Raw genomic sequence first — 16,413 nt, 5'->3', positions numbered from 1 at the left:
CCAAGCGGGTTGAACAGGCCAAACGGAAGGCAGGACGGTTGTGGGCAGATGTGGTGCGTCAGAATCTACCGTGTCTGCAGCGGTCATCCGGGACGCCGATCCATCAAGCGTTGTCGGCGCTTCGGGATTTTGGTTGGGTGTAAAAAAATGGAATACAATATCATCACTTCAAGATGAGGGATGAGAGTCCAAAAGCGCTTACGATATCAATTCCTGAAAATGGTTCGCTAACTAGTGATTGACAACACCCGTAGTGAACCGAAAAAATGTTCTCCACAAAGTCTTGACTGACTCCTAAAAGTTGGCTTACTTGCCGATCTCGTTAGCTTTATCGTATCATTTCTTATTGTGTTATGGATGTTTGGAAAATGAAGCGGTCGATATGATCGCTTTTTCTTATTTTTGAACTCTTGTACTGAATGTGGTAAAACTATATAGTGAGGTGAATGAAATGGAACGATTACAAAAAGTAATTGCTCATGCCGGTGTGGCATCACGAAGAAAGGCAGAGCAATTAATCGTCGAAGGAAAAGTGAAAGTAAATGGAAAAGTCGTAACAGAACTTGGGGTGAAAGTAAGCCCACAAGATCGCATTGAAGTAGACGGCATTCCGCTTGAGCGTGAAGAGCCGGTATATTATTTGTTGTACAAACCGCGCGGTGTGATTTCTAGCGTAAAAGACGAAAAGGGAAGAAAAGTAGTGACCGACTTTTTCAAACATGTCAACAAACGCATTTATCCGATCGGACGTCTAGATTACGATACGTCGGGGTTATTGTTGTTAACAAACGATGGTGAGTTTGCCAATTTATTAATGCATCCGCGTTATGAAATTGAAAAAGTGTATATCGCAAAAGTAAAAGGCATTCCAGCGCGTGAAAAAGTGAAACAGCTTGAAAAAGGTGTTGCGCTAGAAGATGGGGTAACAGCGCCAGCGAAAGCAAAAGTATTATCAATTGATAAACGAAAACAAACGGCGATTGTTGAACTGCACATTCATGAAGGACGCAATCGTCAAGTGCGCCGCATGTTTGAAGCGATTGGTCATCCTGTATTGAAATTAAAACGAGAACGCTACGCTTTTTTAGATTTAAAAGGGCTCAATCCTGGAGACTATCGCGAGCTATCACCGCATGAAGTGAAACAATTGCGCACGTTAGCGCTAGCTGGTTCGCCTTTTCCATCATAATTTTGTCACAATTTGTTCAAATAATTTTCATTATTTATATAGTGGTAACTTGTATAATGAGGTTGATGAAAACGGTTTATTAGGAGAGTTGGCAATGAAAGAAAAGCGATTTTGGCTTCGAACAGTCATTTTAGCCATCATGCTTGCAGCGATCGGCTATACGATTTATTCGAACGTTTTTGTGGAGAAAAAAGCGATTCAAGTAGGCGACTCAGCACCAGATTTCGTACTTACTGATTTAAACGGCAACAAAATTCAACTATCCGATTATCGTGGCAAAGGTGTCTTTTTAAACTTTTGGGGAACGTGGTGTAAACCGTGTGAAAAAGAGATGCCATACATCAATAGTCAATACAATGTATATAAAAATGAAGGGGTAGAAGTGATTGCTGTTAACGTTGGTGAAGCGAAAGTGACGGTACAAACATTCGTTGATCGCTTTCAGCTTACGTTCCCAGTTGTGATTGATCAACAAGATCAAGTGATGAATGCGTACGATATTAATCCGCTGCCAACGACATTTTTAATCGACAAGGACGGAAAAATTGTAGACATCATTACAGGAACGATGACAGAAGAAGATGTAAAAAAATATATGGAACGAATTAAGCCGTAAGGGGTTTTCAACATGGAACAAGTAAAATGTGAATGCGGGCATGTCAATCCGATCGGAACAGTGCTTTGTGAAGCGTGTGGTAAGCCGCTCGAAGAAGTGCCAGCGTTGCTAGATATGCGCTATGAAGGGAGCGCGCGCCGTTCACAAACGTACAATAAAACGATCATTGATAAAATTTGGAACTTTTTTTCATCTGTCAAAGTTGGGGTTTGGCTCATCGTCATTACGCTAGTTGCTTCTGCGATCGGTACGATTTATCCGCAACAAATGTACATTCCACCAACCGTATCACCATCGGAATATTATGAGCAGCAGTACGGTTTGCTCGGAAAATGGTACTATGCGCTTGGCTTTCATGACTTGTATAGTTCTTGGTGGTACATGTTGCTTATTGCACTCATTGGCGTATCGCTTGTCATTTGTAGTTTAGACCGTGTTGTACCGCTATATCGTGCGTTAAACAATCAACGAGTGACGCGCAACGAGCAATTTTTACAAAGACAACGTCTATTTAGTCGGGCGAAAGTAGAACATGATGAAACGGCATTTCGAAACGTCGTCGACAAGCTAACAAAACGAGGCTATCGCGTTCGGGAAGAAAACGGAAATATTTTAGCTGAAAAAGGGCGATTTTCTCGTTGGGGACCGTATGTGAATCATATTGGGCTTATCATTTTTTTAATCGGTGCGATGCTTCGTTTCGTTCCGGGCATGTATGTCGACGAAAGCATGTGGATTCGTGAAGGAGAAATAAAAGAAATTCCGGGAACGAACGGAAAATATTTTTTAGAAAATAAAAAGTTTATTTTTGAAGTATATGAGAAAGAAAAAGAGAAAGAAGCGTTTCAAGCAGCCATTGATCGCCTCGGTAGCGGAATGATGGCGAAAAACTATCAAACCGACGTCGTATTATACGAACGTGTTGGCCCAGTCGTTGCGGGCGAAGAGCCGAAATTAAAAAAAATAAAAAGTTTTCCAATTCGGGTTAATGAACCGTTAAAACATGATCATTACGCATTATACCAAGTTGATTTTAAGCTAGATGAGTTAAAAAGTATGTCGTTTCATTTCACCGATAAGGAAACGAACAAATCGTTTGGCACAATTACAGTTGATTTAATTCAACCAGAAAAAGAATATGATCTTGGTAACGGGTATAAAGTACAACTATTAAGCTATTTTCCAGATTTTTATTTTGATGAAAACGGCAATCCGAATACGCGCTCGAAAGTACCGAACAATCCAGCGTTCGTATTTAAAATGTTTGCACCAGATCGTCCGAAAGGCGAAGTGAGCTTCACGGCCATTCGTCAAACGATTGAGCCGCTTGGTAATAACAAATATAAGATGGCATTTGCGAATATTGAAACACGAAACGTATCAGCCTTAACGGTGCGTCGTGATTTTACACTTTGGATTTTAGGGGTTGGCGGCGCTATTTTCATGATCGGACTTATTCAAGGAATGTATTGGAACCATCGTCGCATATGGATTCAACGGATGGATGACGAGGTGCTCGTTGCCGCACATACGAATAAAAACTGGTTTGGGCTGAAAAAAGAGCTTGAAGGCATCTTTAACGATACGCCGTTTGTCATGCCAATCGATCAAGCGGACAAGCGGTCATAAGGGGGGAACATCGTGGTTCAGCTAAGTAGCACGTTACTGTACGTGGCATTTGTTCTTTATTTAGTTGCAACGCTTTTCTTTGGTGGAGCGATTCGTGTCAAAAAGAAAGAAGGAGTAGACCGTTGGGCAACGATCGGAATTTTTGTGACGATCATTGGTTTTGTCGCTCAACTCGGTTATTTTATTACGCGTTGGATTGCTGCCGGGCATGCACCTGTCAGCAATTTGTTTGAGTTTACAACATTTTTTGGCATGATGATTGTCGGCGCGTTTATCGTCATTTATTTTATTTACAAAACGAGCTTGCTCGGCTTATTTACTTTACCGATTGCCATTTTAGTCATCGCTTATGCGAGCATGTTTCCGCGGGAGATTTCGCCGCTCATCCCAGCTTTACAAAGCGATTGGTTGCATATTCATGTGACGACGGCAGCGGCTGGCGAAGCTATTTTAGCTATTAGTTTTGCGGCGGGACTCATTTATTTAATTCGCGTTGTCGATCAATCAAAACCGAGTAAGCGAACGTTTTGGCTTGAATTCGTATTATTTTTCTTAATTAGTACGCTTGGCTTTGTCATCGTCACAACATCGTTTCGCGTTGCTGGTTATGAAGCAACATTTGAGTGGATCGATAAAAATGGCAAGCAAGATGAAATGGTATACCATATGCCTGCGCTTGTCGGCCCGCATGAAGGAGTGCTAAAAACGGAAGAACGCATGAAGCCGCTTGTGGACATGCCAGCGATCATTAACGCGCGGAAATTAAATACGGTCATTTGGTCTTTATTTTCTGGTCTTGCGTTATACGGCTTGCTGCGCCTGCTTTTACGCAAACGTATCGCAGCCGCATTGCAGCCGATTGTAAAAAACGTCAATTTGGATTTAGTTGATGAAATTGGCTATCGTTCCGTAGCGATCGGCTTTCCAGTATTTACGCTCGGTGCGCTTATTTTTGCGATGATTTGGGCGCAAATCGCATGGACGCGTTTTTGGGGCTGGGATCCGAAAGAAGTATGGGCGCTCATTACGTGGTTGTTTTATGCAGCCTTTTTACATTTGCGACTATCGAAAGGATGGCATGGTGAACGTTCGGCATGGCTTGCGGTCATCGGTTTTGCGATCATTATGTTTAACTTGGTTGCGGTAAACTTAGTCATTGCCGGTTTACACTCATATGCTGGATCTTAAAAACGCCTTCGCCATGAAGGCGTTTGTTTTTTTATGAGAAGTAGAAAAAAGTTTGTCGGTTTTGTACAATAGAAAATGAGGAGGTATGACATCATGGAGAAAGAAATTAAAATTTTAGTTGTGGATGATGAAGAGCGAATTCGCCGCTTGCTTCGCATGTATTTAGAACGTGAACAATATGTCATTGATGAGGCAGAAAACGGCGAAGAAGCGCTAGCGTTAGCGATTGAAAATGATTATGATTTAATTTTGCTTGATCTTATGTTACCAGGAAAAGATGGGATTGAAGTATGTAAACAGTTGCGTGAGAAAAAAGCAACGCCCGTTATTATGTTGACAGCAAAGGGAGAGGAAGCGAACCGCGTGCAAGGGTTTGAAGCAGGAACAGACGACTATATTGTAAAGCCGTTCAGCCCGCGTGAAGTCGTGCTGCGTGTGAAAGCGCTGCTTCGTCGCACAGCAAACGCTTCCTACGTACCAACGGATACGACAGCACGGGATGTGCTTGTTTTCCCACATTTAACAATTGATCATGATGCACATCGTGTGACAGCAGATGGACATGAAGTCAGTTTAACTCCGAAAGAATATGAGTTGCTTCACTTTTTAGCGAAATCGCCAGATAAAGTGTTTGACCGTGAACAGTTGCTAAAAGAAGTATGGCATTACGAATTTTTTGGTGACTTGCGCACGGTAGATACGCACGTCAAGCGATTGCGTGAAAAACTAAATAAAGTGTCGCCAGCTGCAGCGAAAATGATCGTCACTGTTTGGGGTGTCGGGTATAAATTTGAGGTCGTGAATGAATGATGGCGTTATGGCGTAGTGTAGTCGGCAAACTATGGCTGACGATTTTGTTGCTTGTTGCTTTCGTTCTCTTTATTTTAACTGTCTTATTGCTCGGTTTTTTTGAAAAATATTATTTAGAAAAAACAAGTGATCAACTTACTCAACAAGCAACAAAAGTGGCTCGCGTTGTCGCTGAACATGACGAGCAGTTTGCGCGCTCGATTGCGTGGACGATGGTGGATGATGTGTCAAAGTTAATGATCATTGTTGATAATCGTCATTATTGGTATTCACCAAATGAAAAACTTCCTGATTTACCGCTCTCGTTCATTCAGCAAGATCAACAGTTAGGGCGCGTATTTGATGGAAATAAAGTAGTGAAACGGACGCTTATGCTAAATCAAACGATGCGAAACGGCGAATATAATGAACTATTTATTGTCGGTGTTCCGCTTCATACATCGGATGGGAATGGCGCGGTATTTGTATATCAGTCGTTAAAAGCGGTAGAAGAAACGACAAAGCAAACGACAAAATTTATTTTTCTTGCCGCGTTTATCGCTATTGTGTTAACGACCGTATTTGCCTTTTTCTTATCTACACGTATTACAGCGCCGCTTCGAAAAATGAGGCAAGTGGCATTCGAAATTGCGCGTGGAAAATTTGACTCAAAAGTGCCGATCGTCACCCATGATGAAATCGGGGAACTTGCGATGGCTTTTAATCAAATGGGACGGCAGTTGCAGTTTCATATTAATGCGTTAAATCAAGAAAAGGAGCAATTAGCAAGCATTTTAAGTAGCATGGCCGATGGTGTCATTACGTTCAATCGAAACGGGGAAGTGCTCATTACAAACCCGCCGGCTGACCGATTTTTACAAGCGTGGTATTACGAGCAAGGGCAAAGCGATAATTTATTGCCACTTCCTCCAGAAGTGAATGAATTGTTTACGAAAGCAGTCGCGGAGGAAAAAGAACAAGCGATAGAAATGGCTTTACAAGGGCGCAATTGGGTCATTGTCATGACGCCGTTATACAACGGCAAGGTCATTCGGGGAGCTGTTGCGGTGCTTCGCGATATGACGGAGGAACGACGGCTTGATAAGTTGCGCAAGGATTTTATCGCAAACGTCTCGCATGAGTTGCGCACGCCGATTGCCATGTTGCAAGGGTATAGCGAAGCGATTGTCGATGATATTGCCGGGACAGATGAAGAGAAAAAAGAATTGGCAAAAGTCATTTACGATGAATCGTTGCGCATGGGTCGCCTTGTTAACGATTTGCTTGATTTAGCGCGCATGGAAGCAGGTCATTTAACGCTTCATGAAGAGCAAGTGCCACTTAGACCGTATATCGAGCGCATTATTCATAAGTTTCAAGCGTTAGCGAAAGAAAAAGGAGTTCATTTGCTTGTTGAAATGAACGATGAGCTCATCGTTTCATTCGATCCCGACCGAATTGAACAAGTGTTGACGAATTTAATTGATAATGCGCTTCGCCATACAGATAACGGTGGCGAAGTACGTGTCATTGTCGACGCGGGGGAAGAAGTCGTGCGCATCTCTGTGCAAGATTCTGGCTCAGGCATCGCAGAAGAAGATTTACCGTTTGTGTTTGAGCGTTTTTATAAAGCAGATAAAGCACGCACGCGCGGTCGCTCAGGTACAGGTTTAGGTCTTGCGATTGCGAAAAACATCGTTGAAGCGCATAAAGGAACGATTGCAGTCCATAGCAAACTAGGAGAAGGAACGACGTTTACGTTTACATTGCCATTGAGGTAGAAAATTTTTATTGTCATCAGTGACGTTTTTCGTTATGATAGAAACGTAGAAATTGTTCGACAATTACATACGTTTGTTGCAAAAAGGTGTCGAATGGGAAACCTAGTAGACTTAATAGGGAATCTGGTGCAAGTCCAGAACTGTCCCCGCAACTGTAAATGCTGACGAAATGAAAACCGCCACTGTACAATTCGTATGGGAAGGCTTCAAAGTAGGATGACGCATAAGTCAGTAGACCTGCCTTTTTGCATCGTCATTCGCGTCTTCGGGGAGTGAGACGGCGAAACGACAAGGGGAAGTTATTGTCTTTTGTTGTTTCCAGCTCATTCCATTTGGAATGAGCTTTTTTATTTGATATACATAAAAGGGGGGAAAAACAGTGAAGGCTAAACTTTCTGCGGAGTTATTTGTGTGATCCTTTTTGCAACAATTTTTCTAAACGTAAACGTTGGTTATGTTGCAGCACATATGGATTATACAGATTTAACTTCTGTTGATTTTGTGGAGAACACAGATAATTTAATAGTTTATCGGATTGAAGAGAACGAGGAGCTTTATGAGTATGTAGAGGAATCAGAAATTGTAGATGGGGTCATAGAGGTCAATATAAAAAAATACGAAATCAAGGGCAATGAGAAGATTTTGATAGAGGAATCTATACAACAAATAAAAGAGTTAAATGATAGTAGTTTAGTTGTTCGTTCTCTAGTAAACGGAAGTGATGAAGAGATAATTATACATTTAGGCAATGAGGAGTCTGCGGAAATTATAGACTCAGAATATGTTAAATCCGAACGATTCATGCATTTTATTAATGCATTTCATACAAATTCTTACTGGTATATATCAGAAAAAGGAGCATCGTATATCACTGATACGAGATACGAAGTATTTTCGAATGGGCATGCCCGAGCCATAATGGCGGGAAATGACCCTTACTATAAAAACACTAGAAGTAGTAATGGTGATTTCAAGGTCTTCAAAGTGTATGCTGATTCCCTTAGACAAAAAGAAATTGAACTGACCTTAATTGGAGGAGCCATAGGTATAGCAGATGCAGTAATTGATGCTGTACGATCAGGACAAGTTTTAAACTTTACTTTAATTAAGACAATAGCCAAAAAGATGGGAAAGGGCATACCTATCATTGGTACATTATATGCAATCTATGACTATGCTCAAACGTATATAGATGCGAGAAGTGCGTATAAAAGGATCTAGTTTTCTTTAAAAGGATGGTTCTCGCTATGAAAGCTATAGAAAGTGTTATTTTAGCAATAACATATGTTTTTTTGCATCAATAGTTGCAAAACTTATTATCTACTATTTTAAGAATAAATATACATCCTATGAACTTGGGCTTTTCTTCTCAGCTATTTACTTAGGAGTATTTTCATTTACTATTCTAAGATGGGATTTTGATTATTTTATGCTCAATAATTTTCTTAAAGCAGGAATTACAATTAGCGCTATTCAGTTAACCTTAATACCAATACTTATTTTTATAAAGAAACGATACAATAGTTTGTACGACAAAATCGTTATGAAAATGAATAAAATGTTGTAGCGGGTGAGACTCGTCACAACATGTTTGAAAAGGTCAAAAAATAATTATTCTCATTTATAGGGGGAAAAACGATGAAGAAATGGAAACAATATGTGTGGCTTCTTGCGCTCGTATTGACGCTCGGATTAGCAGCGTGCAGCAATAACGCGGAGCCAGCAAAAGAAACGAAGCAAGAGGCGAAAACAGAGGAGGCTGCATTTCCGGTTACGGTAAAAGATGCGGTTGGCGATGTCACGATTGAAAAAGAACCGACAAAAATCGTTTCGCTCATTCCGAGCAATACAGAAATTGCATACGCGTTAGGGCTTGGTGACAAAATCGTTGGTGTAAGCGATTTTGATAACTATCCGGAAGATGTGAAAAATAAAGAAAAAATCGGCGGCATGGAGTTTAATGTTGAAAAAATTATCGCGCTTCAGCCGGATGTTGTGCTTGCGCATGCATCAAGCGCTCACAATTCTGAGGAAGGATTAAAACAATTGAAAGATGCGGGCATTACAGTCATTGTTGTGCCAAATGCTACATCGTTGAATGACGTGTATGCTTCCATTGAACTAATCGGTAAAGCGACAGGGAAAGGGAAAGAGGCAGCCGATGTTGTGCAGCAAATGAAGCAAAAAATTGATGCCATTGCGGAAAAAGCAAAAGAAGTAAAAGAAGAGGCAACTGTTTGGGTGGAAGTTTCTCCTGCACCTGAAATTTATACGGCTGGAAAAGGAACATTTATGGATGAAATGTTAACGATCATTCATGCGAAAAATGCAGCAGGCGATCAAGAAGGGTGGCCGATGTTTACAGAAGAAGATGCAGTGGCGTTAAACCCGGATGTCATCATTACGACATACGGTTATTACACACCGAACGCTGTCGAGCAAGTGCTCGCTCGCCCAGCTTGGAAAGATGTCCCTGCCATTAAAAATAAACGAGTATACGATGTCAATTCTGATTTAGTTTCTCGTCCAGGACCACGTTTAGCTGAAGGGGTCGAAGAAATTGCCAAAGTCGTTTATCCAGACATTTTTAAATAATTACATTAGCGCATCGCTTATTGCAACGATTGCCTTGTTATTAGGGGTATCGATTGGATCACAATCGATTCCCTTTTCTTCTATATGGGAGACGCTATTACATCAGTTTTTTCATACGCCGACAAATGTTCCTGCCACCGTTTCGCAAATTATTGTTGCGATTCGTTTACCGAGAGTGGTACTCGCCTTTCTGATCGGGGCATCTTTAGCACTGGCAGGGGTAGCGTTTCAAGGACTTTTGAAAAACGTTCTTGCCGATCCGTATACAATCGGGGTGTCGTCTGGAGCAGCCGTTGGCGCAGTGCTCGTCTTTTTCTTTCAGCTTCAGTTTTCGATTCTCGGACGTTTTACGCTCCCGATCGTTAGTATTATATTTGCGCTTGTGACATTATTGTTTGTTTTATTATTTACACGGCTTGCGGAACGAAATATGGCGATGGAGACGATTGTTTTAATCGGCATTATCATAAATGCGTTTTTCGGTTCGCTCATTTCGCTTATGGTCGCTTTTAGCGGCGAAGAATTGCGCCAAGTCATTAGCTGGCTCATGGGGAGCGTCGCGATGCGCGGCTGGTCGTACGTGTCTTTATTTGTTCCGTTTTTTATCATCGGTTCTCTCGGTTTATTTGCACATATTCGTGAGTTAAACGCTTTTTCATTCGGTGAACGGGTCGCTGCCAATATTGGTGTACACCTATTACAAAAAAAGCTAGCCATTTTACTTAGTGCCTCCTTGCTTACAGGAGGGGCGGTAGCGGTATCGGGAACGATCGGATTTGTCGGCCTCGTTATTCCGCATATGACTCGCCTCATTTGCGGGGCGAATCATCGGAAATTGTTGCCGCTCTCCTTTTTATACGGTGGAACGTTTTTAGTATTAGCGGATGTCGTGGCGCGAACGATCGTTTCGCCGCGAGAGTTGCCGATCGGGGTCATTACCTCTCTCATCGGCGCCCCTTTATTTGCGATATTGTTGTTTAAAAGTTTAAGACGGAAGACGGGATCAACATGATTGATGTGAAGAATGTTTCGTATCGATATGATGAAAAACAAGTATTACGGCATGTTTCGTTTACAGTATATGAAGGAGAGTTTTTCGGTATTTTAGGTCCGAACGGATCAGGGAAAACGACGTTAATAAAACTGTTAAGCCGCGAACTTGCTTTACAGCAAGGGGACATTTTTGTTTGTGGTCAACATATTGAAACATATAAGCCGAAACAATATGCAAAATTGATCGCTACGTTGCCGCAACATACAGATGTTTCGTTCGGATATACGGTGAAAGAAATGGTTGAGCTCGGTCGCTATCCTTATCAATCCAATCTTTTTCCGAAATGGACAAAGGAAGATGAGCAAGTCGTTAGTGACTCACTCCATGCGGTGACATTGGCGCATAAACAACATGCTTTATTAGAGCAGTTAAGCGGTGGAGAACGTCAGCGCGCTGCACTTGCTCGAGCGCTGGCACAACAACCGTGCGTATTGCTCCTAGATGAACCGACGAACCATATGGATGTGGCACAGCAATTTAAATTGCTTAATTTATTAAAGCAATCGAAGCTGACAATCGTTGCTATTTTTCATGATATAAACATTGCATCGCTTTATTGCGATCGTCTTCTTTTTTTGCGAGATGGAAAAGCCGTTGCATGCGGTACACCGAAAGAGTTGTTAAATGAATCGATGATTGCATCCGTATTTGAAACAAACATGAAACGATATGAGCATCCGGTGTTGCCAAAACCGCTTGTGACGTTCGTTCCGTTTTTAGAGGAGCCTATGAATGATGTGCTATGGCATGTCAATCAAAATGAAACGATGGTTGTCATTGAAACGGTAAAGCCATTTAAAGTGCTTTCTTCTGCGCTCGTTGGCGGTGGAACGCGCTGGGCAACGACGTTTGTCAATCGGCATGTTCCGCTTGATTATCGTTGTGATGATGCAAAGCAAGAGATGATTCAATTTTTGCGACAACACGGTTTTGATGAGCAGTGGACTGTTGGGATGATGACGGCTGTTTGTGTAAATGATGTCGCGTTTGCGTCTGTTCATGAAGATGTTCGCCTTTTCGTTGCCGTAACGGCAGGGGTTGGAAATGCTGTTGATAGTGCACAGGCTTGGCGTCGTACAGATATAATCGCTTCTCCGGGCACGATTAATACGTTTATTTTTATTGATGCACACTTATCAGAAGCTGCGTTTGTGCAAGCGTTAATGACCGCAACAGAAGCAAAAGCAAAAGCGCTGTACGATAAACAAGTCATCGACCCTCAAACCTACACAATTGCGACAGGAACATCGACAGATTCGACAGTCATCGCTGCGTCTCAACAAGGAACGTATTATGAATACGCTGGAACGATTACATCGATTGGTAAACAAATCGCTCGTCTTGTATATGAAGCGACGCAAACAGCAATTGATCGCTACCGAAAGCGAAAGGGTGACATTCGATGACGCACATATGGGCGGTGTGGCTTGCGCTTTTGCTCGATCGCATATTTGCTGATCCTCGCCGCTTTCATCCTGTTTGTTGGATTGGGCAAATGATTGCGTTCATGGATCGTCGTTTGAACAAAGGAAAATGGAGAAAAGGAAAAGGAATATTCACGCTGTTTGTCGTTTGTACGGTGACGTTCATTATAAGTTACGGACTGATTGCTAGCGCCTACCGCCTTTCATTTATATTCGGCATATTCATTGAAGCAATGATCATTTTTACTTCGATTGCGCCGACAAGTTTAGCGAACGCAGCGTTCGATGTCCTCGATCCGTTAGAAAGAGGGGATATGGATGAAGCGCGAAAAAACGTGGGAATGATTGTCGGGCGTGATACAAAAACGTTGCAAAAAGAAGGGATCGTACGTGCATGTGTGGAAACAGTAGCCGAAAATACGAGCGACGGAGTAACCGCCCCTCTTTTTTATGCTTTTATTGGCGGGGGAGCGTTAGCGATGTTGTATCGCGCTGTAAATACGTGCGATTCGATGCTCGGCTATAAAAACGAGCGATATGCCCAATTTGGTTGGGCATCGGCTCGATTTGATGATGTACTTAATTACATTCCTGCTAGACTAACAGCGTTCGTTATGCTGTTTGTTCATCGTGCAAATAAACGAGCATGGAAACTATTATTTCGCGATGCGCGTAATCACCCAAGTCCAAATAGCGGGTGGTGCGAAGCGGCGATGGCTGCGTTGTTACATGTTCAACTCGGAGGAGTAAACACATATCACGGTGTCGTATCCGTCCGACCAACGATTGGAGATGCGTCTGTTCCGCTTTCCGCTTGGCACATTAAACAAGCGGTGGCAATCATGATACGCACGACCGTTGCTTTTACGATAGGAGGGAGTTTGCTTGCGCTTGCCTGCACATGGGGCTAATCCACATCGTTTATATGAAGCGATGCAAATAAGTATGCCGAGCTCATATATTGATTTTAGCGTCAATGTCAATCCAATGCAGTACGAATATATACTAACAGAACAACAGTGGTTACGTTGGATGAGCGAATATCCAGAGGAGCGAAGTGAGTCGCTTCAAACGATGATTGCTGAACGAGAGCGTCTTGCGCGCAGCCATGTATTTGTCGGAAATGGTGCTGCCCAATGTATTTATTTGCTTGCCGAACAATTTGCCGGGCAACATATTGGCATCCTCGAGCCGACGTTTACAGAATATCGCCTCGCATGTGAGGCTTACGGTTGTACCGTTCACTCGTTTATATTAGATGAACATTGGCAACCACCGATTGAACAAATGATAGAACACTTGCCGTCTTTACACGCGTTATTCGTTTGTCATCCGAACAATCCAACAGGTACCGTATGGTCGAAAGAAACGATGTATGCTTTATTAAAAGCAGCACATGATGAAGGGGTATATGTTATTGTCGACGAAGCGTTTTACGATTTTTGGCTCGATGGTTATTCCGTTTCTTCTTTTTTACGCACATTCGATCGTTTAATTGTGCTACGGTCATTAACGAAAATGTACCAATTGGCAGGCGTACGGCTCGGTTATGTGTTAGCGCATGAGCATGTCGTAAGAAAGTTAACGGAAAAACAACCGCCATGGAGCGTGAACACGATCGCTCAACAAATAGGAAAACAATTATTGAACGATGAGGCATTTGTCGAACGAACAAAAACATATATCGCATCAGAACGAAAACGAATATTTTCACAGCTTACTGAGATGGGCTATCGCTATTCACCGTCTGTTGTCAATTTTTATATGTTGAATGATGAGACGATGACACTTTTTCCTTTTTTGTTGCAGCACGGCATTGTTGCTCGTCATACGTTTAATTTTCAAGGACTGAACGGAAAATATGTTCGTTTTGCGATTCGAACGAAAGAAGAGAACGATCGTCTCCTTTCTTATTTAAGGAGGTGGCATAAATGATCGTATTTATTAGCGGTGGGGTGCGTAGCGGAAAGTCTTCATTTGCAGAACAATGGGCAAAAACAATGGCGGGAGCAACACATTCACTTCATTATATTGCGACAGCGATACGCGCAGATGAAGAAATGGAGAAGCGCATTGCTCATCATCAACAACAACGAAAACATGATCGGTGGCAAACATGGGAACAGCCATATGATCTCGATCACATCATTTCTATGTTTTCCAAACGTGATATCGTGCTGCTTGATTGCTTAACAAATTTATGGGCAAATGAGTTGTTTCGTGATCATATATGGGATGTACATGGAAAAGTACCGCGCATCGTTCAACAAATGAAACAGTTAGCTGACAAAGTTAAAGGACTAATTATTGTAAGTAACGAAGTGTTTTATGATGGGATACCTAATGAACGAGGAACGTATATGTATATGCACGGTCTCGGTTTATTGCACCAACATCTTGTTACATTAAGCGATGTGGCGATTTTGATGCGTTACGGATTGCCGATTGTAAAGAAAGGAAGATGGCCATGTGGCGTGGTGTAATGTTGGCTGTACAATTTTTAACTGTGTTTCCGCTTCGTATGCAAGTGGACTGGAATGAGCGAACAGCACGCGCAGCTGTTCTGTCGTTTCCGTTCGTCGGTGCGATGATTGGAGCGTTTCTCGTTGTTTTGTACGTGTTCATGTTTCATCATGTGTCTGTGCTTGTCTTATCATTTTTGCTCATGTTTTTTTCTATCTTTCTTTCCGGAGGTTTGCATGCTGACGGATGGATGGATTGTAGCGATGCGTATTTTTCATATCGCGATCCACAGCGCCGTCTGGATATTATGAGCGATTCGCGCGTCGGGGCGTTTGCGGTGCTCTCCATTTTATTTTTACTTGGCTTCCGTTTCGTTTTTCTGTTTGAGACTGTTGCGCACATGTCATTGTTTTCTCTTTTTTGCCTTCCGTTACTTTCACGTCTTGGCATGACGTTGTTTTTATTGACGACGCCGCTTGCGAAACAGACAGGGATGGCAGCAGCATTTCGTCAACATGTCGATCACCGCTATGTACCTTTCGTTATGGCGTACGCATTCATTGTTTTATTATCGCGTGAAACGATCATATTGTTTTTGGCACTTATGTTGTTTTATGTCGTCGCGCGTGCGTTCGCTGTGAGGCAATTTGGTGGAATCACAGGCGATGTGCTTGGGGCGTTTGTTGAAGGAGGCGAAACGTTTTTATGGCTCGTCATTTGGCTATTACATACGTTCGCCATTTTATAACGAAAGAAAACGAAGCGAAACAATATATCGGTTGGACGAATGTGCCAGTAATTAAGCCGAAAAATGTGTCGCATGAGCTGAAGCCAGAAATCGTCATGACAAGCGATTTGCTCCGTTGTCGCCAAACGGCGCATTTGTTGTTTCCGAATCACGTCATTGAATGTTCTTATCGTTGGCGAGAACTGCATTTTGGTGATTTTGAAGGAAAAACGTATGAACAATTGCAAACGGTCAAAGCATATCGTCGTTGGTTAGATGATCCGTTTCGCTATGCACCTCCAAACGGTGAAACGTTTGCTCAGTTTGAAGCTCGTATTGAACAAGCCGTTAGCGATGCGATTCATCGATCCGTTTCACATGTTGTCGTTGTGACGCACGGCGGGGTAATTCGTTATATATTATCGAAGTACGCACCGGACATTCGTTCGTTTTGGGAATGGCACGTTCCGTTTGGCGAAGGAGTGACGCTTTATAATACGAAGGAACGATGGAAGGAGGGAAAGCGATGCATTTCGTTAGCGGCGGTGCATTTCAAGGGAAGCGAAAATGGGTAAATGCCCATTATTCATTCGCGCATACGCCATACAGTTGGTATTGTGCATATGAAAATATGTTTCCGTTTCCACATGATGAAACCGCATCTGTTGTTGTGCTTGAAGGAATAGAACATTGGATTCGCGAATATTTTTTTCCTTATACGGACGATGAAAAGGAAGCGATCCGATCGTATATGTGCGCGTGGAAGCGATGGGAACAAGCGGGGGAACGGACGGTCGTTTGGATTGGTTGCGATATTGGGCAAGGTATCGTGCCGATCGATGCGCATGAACGGGCATGGAGAGATATGGTTGGCTGGACGTATCAACAGCTAGCGAGCATATGTAACCGTGTCGATTACGTATGGTGTGGGATCAATGAACGAATCAAGTAGGAGGGA

The 16,413-nt window shown here is 42.5% G+C and carries 16 protein-coding genes, 1 pseudogene and 1 riboswitch; all 17 genes and pseudogenes read left to right on the top strand.

The features are described from left to right. Positions 1–143 (top strand): annotated as a pseudogene (locus LH47_RS15130) (UPF0236 family protein); the annotation flags it as partial. Between the two features lie 308 nt (positions 144–451). Further along, complete coding sequence (gene rluB / locus LH47_RS06490; RefSeq protein ID WP_043965796.1) at positions 452–1,189, top strand: 23S rRNA pseudouridine(2605) synthase RluB; 738 nt, start codon at positions 452–454, stop codon at positions 1,187–1,189. Positions 1,190–1,283: 94 nt separating this feature from the next. Next, the gene (resA, locus tag LH47_RS06485; RefSeq protein WP_035066924.1) at positions 1,284–1,805 is read left to right on the top strand and encodes a thiol-disulfide oxidoreductase ResA; all 522 of its coding nucleotides are present in this window, start codon (positions 1,284–1,286) and stop codon (positions 1,803–1,805) included. 12 nt (positions 1,806–1,817) lie between these two features. Beyond that, a complete protein-coding gene (resB, locus tag LH47_RS06480; protein WP_043965794.1) occupies positions 1,818–3,434 on the top strand; it encodes a cytochrome c biogenesis protein ResB in 1,617 nt (538 codons plus the stop codon). Between the two features lie 12 nt (positions 3,435–3,446). Continuing rightward, on the top strand, positions 3,447–4,622 hold the full coding sequence (ccsB, locus tag LH47_RS06475; RefSeq protein ID WP_043965792.1) for a c-type cytochrome biogenesis protein CcsB: 1,176 nt from the start codon (positions 3,447–3,449) through the stop codon (positions 4,620–4,622). Between the two features lie 93 nt (positions 4,623–4,715). Beyond that, positions 4,716–5,432 carry a response regulator transcription factor gene (locus LH47_RS06470; RefSeq protein WP_043965789.1) on the top strand — a complete coding sequence of 239 codons (717 nt, stop codon included), beginning with the start codon at positions 4,716–4,718 and terminating at the stop codon, positions 5,430–5,432. Beyond that, positions 5,429–7,192 carry an ATP-binding protein gene (locus LH47_RS06465; RefSeq protein WP_043965787.1) on the top strand — a complete coding sequence of 588 codons (1,764 nt, stop codon included), beginning with the start codon at positions 5,429–5,431 and terminating at the stop codon, positions 7,190–7,192. Before LH47_RS06470 ends, LH47_RS06465 begins: the two co-directional genes overlap by 4 nt. Positions 7,193–7,259: 67 nt before the next feature. Further along, a riboswitch (cobalamin riboswitch) is annotated at positions 7,260–7,451 on the top strand. A 152-nt stretch (positions 7,452–7,603) separates the two neighbouring features. After that, positions 7,604–8,413, top strand: a complete 810-nt coding sequence (locus LH47_RS06460; RefSeq protein WP_235341073.1) for a hypothetical protein — start codon at positions 7,604–7,606, stop codon at positions 8,411–8,413. 417 nt (positions 8,414–8,830) lie between these two features. Beyond that, a complete protein-coding gene (locus LH47_RS06455; protein ID WP_043965783.1) occupies positions 8,831–9,787 on the top strand; it encodes an ABC transporter substrate-binding protein in 957 nt (318 codons plus the stop codon). Continuing rightward, entirely contained in the window at positions 9,753–10,799 is a 1,047-nt protein-coding gene (locus LH47_RS06450; RefSeq protein ID WP_043965781.1) for a FecCD family ABC transporter permease, read from the top strand. The genes LH47_RS06455 and LH47_RS06450 overlap by 35 nt, the downstream gene beginning before the upstream one ends. Further along, a complete protein-coding gene (locus LH47_RS06445; protein WP_084221271.1) occupies positions 10,796–12,247 on the top strand; it encodes an adenosylcobinamide amidohydrolase in 1,452 nt (483 codons plus the stop codon). Before LH47_RS06450 ends, LH47_RS06445 begins: the two co-directional genes overlap by 4 nt. Further along, positions 12,244–13,176 (top strand): adenosylcobinamide-phosphate synthase CbiB, encoded by a 933-nt coding sequence (gene cbiB / locus LH47_RS06440; RefSeq protein ID WP_043965777.1) that lies wholly within the window; start codon positions 12,244–12,246, stop codon positions 13,174–13,176. The genes LH47_RS06445 and cbiB overlap by 4 nt, the downstream gene beginning before the upstream one ends. Then, entirely contained in the window at positions 13,151–14,200 is a 1,050-nt protein-coding gene (gene cobD / locus LH47_RS06435) for a threonine-phosphate decarboxylase CobD (protein WP_043965775.1), read from the top strand. The genes cbiB and cobD overlap by 26 nt, the downstream gene beginning before the upstream one ends. Next, positions 14,197–14,748 carry a bifunctional adenosylcobinamide kinase/adenosylcobinamide-phosphate guanylyltransferase gene (locus tag LH47_RS06430; protein WP_043965773.1) on the top strand — a complete coding sequence of 184 codons (552 nt, stop codon included), beginning with the start codon at positions 14,197–14,199 and terminating at the stop codon, positions 14,746–14,748. Before cobD ends, LH47_RS06430 begins: the two co-directional genes overlap by 4 nt. Further along, on the top strand, positions 14,727–15,476 hold the full coding sequence (locus LH47_RS06425) for an adenosylcobinamide-GDP ribazoletransferase (protein WP_043965771.1): 750 nt from the start codon (positions 14,727–14,729) through the stop codon (positions 15,474–15,476). The genes LH47_RS06430 and LH47_RS06425 overlap by 22 nt, the downstream gene beginning before the upstream one ends. After that, positions 15,434–16,030 (top strand): histidine phosphatase family protein, encoded by a 597-nt coding sequence (locus tag LH47_RS06420; RefSeq protein WP_043965769.1) that lies wholly within the window; start codon positions 15,434–15,436, stop codon positions 16,028–16,030. The genes LH47_RS06425 and LH47_RS06420 overlap by 43 nt, the downstream gene beginning before the upstream one ends. After that, positions 15,982–16,407, top strand: coding sequence for a bifunctional adenosylcobinamide kinase/adenosylcobinamide-phosphate guanylyltransferase (locus LH47_RS06415; protein ID WP_043965767.1), 426 nt, complete (start codon positions 15,982–15,984; stop codon positions 16,405–16,407). The genes LH47_RS06420 and LH47_RS06415 overlap by 49 nt, the downstream gene beginning before the upstream one ends. Positions 16,408–16,413: the final 6 nt, after the last annotated feature.

Origin of the sequence: Anoxybacillus thermarum, assembly GCF_000836725.1 — a bacterium.
Lineage (GTDB): Bacteria > Bacillota > Bacilli > Bacillales > Anoxybacillaceae > Anoxybacillus > Anoxybacillus thermarum.
This window is presented reverse-complemented; position numbering and strand designations above follow the sequence as displayed.

Coding starts and splice junctions, on each gene's coding strand:
- rluB (WP_043965796.1), top strand. CDS start 452: ATGGAACGATTACAAAAAGTAATTGCTCATGCCGGTGTGGCATCACGA.
- resA (WP_035066924.1), top strand. CDS start 1,284: ATGAAAGAAAAGCGATTTTGGCTTCGAACAGTCATTTTAGCCATCATG.
- resB (WP_043965794.1), top strand. CDS start 1,818: ATGGAACAAGTAAAATGTGAATGCGGGCATGTCAATCCGATCGGAACA.
- LH47_RS06470 (WP_043965789.1), top strand. CDS start 4,716: ATGGAGAAAGAAATTAAAATTTTAGTTGTGGATGATGAAGAGCGAATT.
- LH47_RS06465 (WP_043965787.1), top strand. CDS start 5,429: ATGATGGCGTTATGGCGTAGTGTAGTCGGCAAACTATGGCTGACGATT.
- LH47_RS06455 (WP_043965783.1), top strand. CDS start 8,831: ATGAAGAAATGGAAACAATATGTGTGGCTTCTTGCGCTCGTATTGACG.
- LH47_RS06445 (WP_084221271.1), top strand. CDS start 10,796: ATGATTGATGTGAAGAATGTTTCGTATCGATATGATGAAAAACAAGTA.
- cbiB (WP_043965777.1), top strand. CDS start 12,244: ATGACGCACATATGGGCGGTGTGGCTTGCGCTTTTGCTCGATCGCATA.
- LH47_RS06430 (WP_043965773.1), top strand. CDS start 14,197: ATGATCGTATTTATTAGCGGTGGGGTGCGTAGCGGAAAGTCTTCATTT.
- LH47_RS06425 (WP_043965771.1), top strand. CDS start 14,727: ATGGCCATGTGGCGTGGTGTAATGTTGGCTGTACAATTTTTAACTGTG.
- LH47_RS06420 (WP_043965769.1), top strand. CDS start 15,434: ATGGCTCGTCATTTGGCTATTACATACGTTCGCCATTTTATAACGAAA.
- LH47_RS06415 (WP_043965767.1), top strand. CDS start 15,982: ATGCATTTCGTTAGCGGCGGTGCATTTCAAGGGAAGCGAAAATGGGTA.